This window comes from Aeromicrobium sp. REDSEA-S32_B7 (assembly GCF_001626145.1).
Classification (GTDB): domain Bacteria; phylum Actinomycetota; class Actinomycetes; order Propionibacteriales; family Nocardioidaceae; genus Aeromicrobium; species Aeromicrobium erythreum.
In genome coordinates, this window is sequence record NZ_LUNF01000236.1 from 1 (window position 1) to 4,940 (window position 4,940).

Annotated in this window: 6 protein-coding genes and 1 pseudogene; 3 read left to right on the plus strand and 4 right to left on the minus strand. The window is 72.3% G+C overall.

What is annotated here, in order from left to right; all coding sequences use genetic code 11:
* Positions 1–276 precede the first annotated feature (276 nt).
* Both A6Q79_RS15095 and A6Q79_RS15100 read right to left on the minus strand, forming a co-directional pair.
* On the minus strand, positions 277–969 hold the full coding sequence (locus tag A6Q79_RS15095) for an SDR family oxidoreductase (protein ID WP_286690233.1): 693 nt from the start codon (positions 967–969) through the stop codon (positions 277–279).
* A 38-nt stretch (positions 970–1,007) separates the two neighbouring features.
* Positions 1,008–1,847, minus strand: coding sequence for an undecaprenyl-diphosphate phosphatase (locus tag A6Q79_RS15100; RefSeq protein WP_067857522.1), 840 nt, complete (start codon positions 1,845–1,847; stop codon positions 1,008–1,010).
* 48 nt (positions 1,848–1,895) lie between these two features.
* Between A6Q79_RS15100 and A6Q79_RS15105 the strand changes: the two genes are divergently transcribed.
* Together A6Q79_RS15105 and A6Q79_RS15110 are read left to right on the plus strand one after the other, a co-directional pair.
* Positions 1,896–2,861: an aldo/keto reductase gene (locus tag A6Q79_RS15105; protein ID WP_286690232.1), complete on the plus strand. Its 966-nt coding sequence runs from the start codon at positions 1,896–1,898 to the stop codon at positions 2,859–2,861.
* 2 nt (positions 2,862–2,863) lie between these two features.
* Positions 2,864–3,061 (plus strand): DUF5703 family protein, encoded by a 198-nt coding sequence (locus A6Q79_RS15110; protein WP_253024734.1) that lies wholly within the window; start codon positions 2,864–2,866, stop codon positions 3,059–3,061.
* A 25-nt stretch (positions 3,062–3,086) separates the two neighbouring features.
* Here A6Q79_RS15110 and A6Q79_RS15115 read toward each other — a convergent pair whose 3' ends face one another.
* Positions 3,087–4,397, minus strand: coding sequence for a M20/M25/M40 family metallo-hydrolase (locus A6Q79_RS15115; protein WP_067857530.1), 1,311 nt, complete (start codon positions 4,395–4,397; stop codon positions 3,087–3,089).
* A gap of 9 nt (positions 4,398–4,406) precedes the next feature.
* Positions 4,407–4,739: an SRPBCC family protein gene (locus A6Q79_RS15120; protein WP_317698703.1), complete on the minus strand. Its 333-nt coding sequence runs from the start codon at positions 4,737–4,739 to the stop codon at positions 4,407–4,409.
* A 36-nt stretch (positions 4,740–4,775) separates the two neighbouring features.
* On the opposite strand from A6Q79_RS15120, the pseudogene A6Q79_RS15125 reads away from it, so the two are divergent.
* Positions 4,776–4,940, plus strand: a pseudogene (locus A6Q79_RS15125) (MoxR family ATPase); the annotation flags it as partial.

Below are 4,940 nucleotides of genomic sequence, written 5' to 3' on the forward strand. Positions count from 1 at the left end.
GGCCAGGCTTCTGCGTTGGCGCGTCCTATCGGTGGATCTGCAACCGCAGGAGCGCTTCTGCGGTGGGGAATCCACCGATGGCGGGCGACGGGTGGGAAGGATTCTGCCTTCGTGTGGAACGGTCCACACCAAGGCAGAATCGTGCGTCACCCAGGCCCCGCCAGGGCCCGAGAACCCAGACCAGGTCGCGCCCAGCTGCCCGGTCGAGGCCCGCGCGGAGACGGCGCCCAGCGTGAGCCGAGGCCGCGCACCAGAACGGCCCCCTGTCCCCCGCCCTCAGTCCCCCTTAGGGTCCAGCGTCGGGCGGACGGAGATGGTCTCGAACTGCGCCTCGGGCGGGGCGTCGACGGCGACGCGCACCGCGGCGGCGATGGTGGCGGGCTGGATCATCCGTTCCGGGTGGCCGCCGTCGCCACGCTCCAGCACCTGCCGGCCCATCGCCGTGTCGACGATCCCCGGGTGCACGGACACGACACGCACGCCGTGCTCGCGCTCCTCCTCGCGCAGGCAGTCGCCGAAGGTGCGCAGCGCGAACTTGCTGCCCGAGTACACCGCGTTCCCGGGCGTCGAGAACAGCCCGGCGCCGGAGTTCACGAGCACGACCGTCCCTCCCCCGTCGCGCAGCGTGGGCAGCAGCCGCGACGTCAGGTGAGCGACGCCGAAGACGTTGACCTCGAACACCGAGCGCCAGTCGTCGCGCGTCACCTCCCCGACCGTGCCGTTCACCGCCACGCCCGCCGCGTGCACGAGCACGTCGAGACGCTCCGGCAACGACGCCGCGTCGACCGCGTCGGCGTCCGCGACGTCGAGCGCCAGGACGCTTGAGCCCTCGAGACCCGACGCCACCGCGTCGAGCTCCTCGACGTCACGTCCGACGAGGACGACGTCGTGCGTACGGGCGAGGTCCTCGGCCACGGCGCGGCCGATCCCTCGGGTGGCTCCGGTGACGAGCGCGGTGGGACGGGTCATGTCCCGACCCTAGGACGACGCCTGGGAGGTCGCAGCCGCTAGACCGACGCCGAGACTCCCGCTCCGATGACCCCGAAGGCCAGGAGCGCGAGCACGAGTGTGCCGAGAGCGATGCGGTAGACGACGAACGGCGCGTACGAGTGCTTGCTCACGTACTGCAGGAGCCAGTGGATGACGGCGAGACCCACGACGAACGACACGACGGTGCCGATCAGGGTCGGACCCCAGCCGTAGGCGTTCTCCCCGCCCGGCACGTCCTTCAGCTTGTAGAGACCCGCGCCCACCACCGCGGGGATGGCCAGCAGGAACGCGAACCGGGTGGCCGCGGCGCGCTCGTAGCCCAGCAGCAGGCCCATGCTGATCGTCGCGCCCGAGCGCGAGACGCCCGGGACCACCGCGGCAGCCTGTGCGAGGCCCAGCGCCACCGCGTGGGTCCAGGTGAGCTGCTCGATCGGGCGGGTGCGCCGCCCGACGCGCTCCGCGACACCCAGCACGATGCCGAGGACGATCAGCATCGTCGCGATGACCCACAGGTTGCGGAACTGCCGGTCGATCAGGCTCTCCAGCGCGAGCCCGAGCAGCACGATCGGCATCGAGCCGATGATGACGAACCAACCCATCCGCCACTCCGGGAGGGCGCGCGCGTCGGACGACACGAGACCGCGCAGCCAGCCGGTGCCGATCCGCCAGATGTCCTTCCAGAAGTACAGGACCACGGCCAGCTCGGTGCCGATCTGCACGACCGCCGTGTACGCCGCGCCGGGGTCGTCCCACCCGAGGAAGCGGGGAACGATCGCGAGGTGCGCGCTGCTGGAGATGGGGAGGAACTCGGTCAGCCCTTGGACGAGGCCGAGCACGACAGATCGCAGGACATCCACCCTGCGAGCCTAGACCTCCGGTGTGGACCTGCGGTCTAGGGTGCTGGCATGCAGGAGCGTCAGGTCGGTCACTCGGGGCTGCGGGTCTCGCGGCTCGGTCTCGGCACCATGACCTTCGGCTCCCAGGTCGACGAGGTCGAGGCCGAGGAGCAGCTCGACGCGTTCCTCGACGCCGGCGGCACGCTCATCGACACCGCTCCCGTCTACGGCGAGGGCCGGGCCGAGGCGTTGGTCGGCGACCTGGTCGCCAAGCGCGGGGTCCGCGACCAGGTCGTGCTCGCCGGCAAGGGCGTCGTCGGGTTCCGGCGGGGCCACGCGGTCACCGACGCCTCCCGCGGCCACCTGCTCGCCCAGCTCGACGCGTCGCTGCGCGCACTGCGCACCGACCACCTCGACCTCTGGCAGCTCCACGCCTGGGACCCGCTGACGCCATGGGAGGAGACGTTGTCCGCCCTCGAGCACGCCGTGACGACCGGCCGTGTCCGCTACGTCGGGGTGTCCAACTTCGCCGGCTGGCAGGTGGGCCTGGCCGCGGCGACGGCAGCGCGCACGCTCGGACCGCTGCTCGTCGCCCACCAGGTCGAGTACTCGCTGCTCAACCGCACCGTCGAGGAGGAGCTCGTCCCTGCGGCCGAGCACCTCGGGCTCGGGCACCTCGCGTGGTCCCCGCTCGCGCGCGGCGTGCTGACCGGCAAGTACCGGACGGGCACGCCGGCCGACTCGCGGGCCGCGTCGAGCCAGTGGAGCGGCTTCGTCGCCCCGTACCTCGGCCCCGACCTGGCGCCCGTCGTCGACGCCGTCGTCCGGGCCGCAGAGGGCCTCGACGCCGCACCGGCCCACGTGGCACTCGCCTGGGTCCGCGACCGCCCGACGGTGGCCTCCACGCTGGTCGGCGCGCGCACCACGGCGCAGCTGCGCACAGCCCTGGGCTCGGACGCGCTCGAGCTGCCGACGGAGATCATCGCGGCGCTGGACGACGTGTCCGCGCCCCACACCTGGGAGGACGAGAGGTGAGCATGCGACGAGGTGCCGTGGAGTACGAGTTCTGGGACTTCTCGATCCCGCGGACGCAGTCGCGCAACGCCGTCTGCCGGCTCCTGACCGACGCGGCGGAGTTCCAGGGCTGGGAGATCGACCGGCTCCGCAAGGACCGCTCCGGCCACCGCACTGTTCGGCTACGACGAAAGATCATCCGCGTCCGCGCGACGCTCTGAACGATCTTCCGCCGGGATCCCGGCCTCAGGCGAGGTCGAGGAACCGGTCGAAGACCCGCGCGCCGAACTCCAGGGCGTCGACCGGCACGCGCTCGTCGACGCCGTGGAACAGCGCCGTGAAGTCGAGGTCGCCGGGCAGGCGCAGCGGCGTGAAGCCGTAGGAGGTGATGCCGAGCTTGTCCCACGCCTTCGCGTCGGTGCCGCCGGACATCAGGTAGGGCGCGATGTGCGCGTCGGGGTCCTCGGCGTGCAGGGCCACCGTCATCGCGTCGACGAGGTCGCCGCGGAACGGGTACTCCAGCGCGCGGTCGACGATGTAGGGCTCCACGTCCACCCGGTCGCCGACGATCTCCTGCACGGCCGGCAGGAAGGAGTCGGTGTGTCCCGGCAGGTAGCGGCCGTCGACGTAGGCGATGGCCTCCCCCGGCACGACGTTGTGCTTGTAGCCGGCCTCGAGCATGGTCGCGTTGGTGGAGTTGCGCAGGCCGGCACCGAGCATGCGGATGGCCGGGCCGACGTGCTCGAGGAGCGTGTCGGGGTCCTGCGCGTCGTCGCCGGTGAGCTCGGCGATCTTGGCCAGCAGGAGCTGCATCGACGGTCCCGGCGTCGCCGGCCAGGCGTGCTCGCCGATGGCCGCGAGCGCCTGCGCCAGGTGGGTGATCGCGTTGTCGCTCTGCCGCATGGACCCGTGCCCGGCCGTGCCGCGCGCCCGCAGCCGCATCCAGCTGATGCCCTTCTCGCCGGACTCGATCAGGTACAGCCGCTGTCCCCCGACCTCGACGGAGAAGCCACCCACCTCGCCGATCGCCTCGGTGCAGCCCTCGAACAGGTCCGGACGGTGCTCGACGAGCCAGTGGGCGCCCTCGCGTCCGCCGGCCTCCTCGTCGGACGTGAACACGAGCGTGACGGGGCGCTCCGGCACGACGCCGGCCCGCTGACGGGCACGCACCACCGACAGCAGCATGGCGTCGAAGTCCTTCATGTCGACCGCGCCGCGGCCCCACAGGTAGCCGTCCTGGACCTCGCCGGCGAACGGGTCGACCGTCCAGTCGGCGGCCTGCGCCGGGACGACGTCGAGGTGGCCGTGCACGAGGAGACCGTCGCGGCTGGAGGTCTGGTCGCCCCAGCGCGCCACGACGCTCGCCCGACCCGGCGCGGCCTCGACGATCTCGGACTCGATGCCGACGTCGGCCAGCAGGGCCGCGACGTGCTCGGCCGCCTTGCGCTCGCCCGGTCCCTTGCCGTCGCCGTAGTTGGAGGTGTCGAGCCGGATCAGGTCACGGCAGATCTCCAGGGCCTCGGCCTCGGCGGTGTACGACTGCTCGCTGGTGCCCATGCGGGCAGTCTAGGTGCGCAGCAGGTGGTCGACCACGCGGCCGAACAGCCGCCGACCCGCAGCCTCCTCCAGGCGCGCCGCGAAGCGCGGGACGCCCACCGTGCCCTTCACGACCCGGCCGCGCTTCTCGATGCGGCACGAGCGTGGCGGGTCCCAGGCGACGACGTCCATCACGTCGTCGAACCCGAGCGGCCCCACGCCCGTGCGGGCCACGAACCCGGACTCCGTCCGACGGATCCGCGTGAGGGGCACGGCCTCGCCGTGACGCTCCCAGTCGGTGAGCCGCGCGAAGACCTCGGCGGGCTCCATCGGCACCTCGCGCACGACCTCGAAAGCTCCCACGGCACGATGGTAGGCACGATCGCCGGAAGGGGCACGATGGCCACGACCAACTTCAGCTCGGTGCAGGACGTCAAGGATCGCCTGGCGCAGCAGGGCTACCTCGCGTCCGACGCGATCGCCACGACCGTGTACCTGGCGTCGGTGCTCGGCAAGCCGCTGCTCGTCGAGGGGCCTGCGGGCACGGGCAAGACCGACCTCGCG

Coding starts and splice junctions, on each gene's coding strand:
- A6Q79_RS15095 (WP_286690233.1), bottom strand. CDS start 969: ATGACCCGTCCCACCGCGCTCGTCACCGGAGCCACCCGAGGGATCGGC.
- A6Q79_RS15105 (WP_286690232.1), top strand. CDS start 1,896: ATGCAGGAGCGTCAGGTCGGTCACTCGGGGCTGCGGGTCTCGCGGCTC.
- A6Q79_RS15110 (WP_253024734.1), top strand. CDS start 2,864: ATGCGACGAGGTGCCGTGGAGTACGAGTTCTGGGACTTCTCGATCCCG.
- A6Q79_RS15115 (WP_067857530.1), bottom strand. CDS start 4,397: ATGGGCACCAGCGAGCAGTCGTACACCGCCGAGGCCGAGGCCCTGGAG.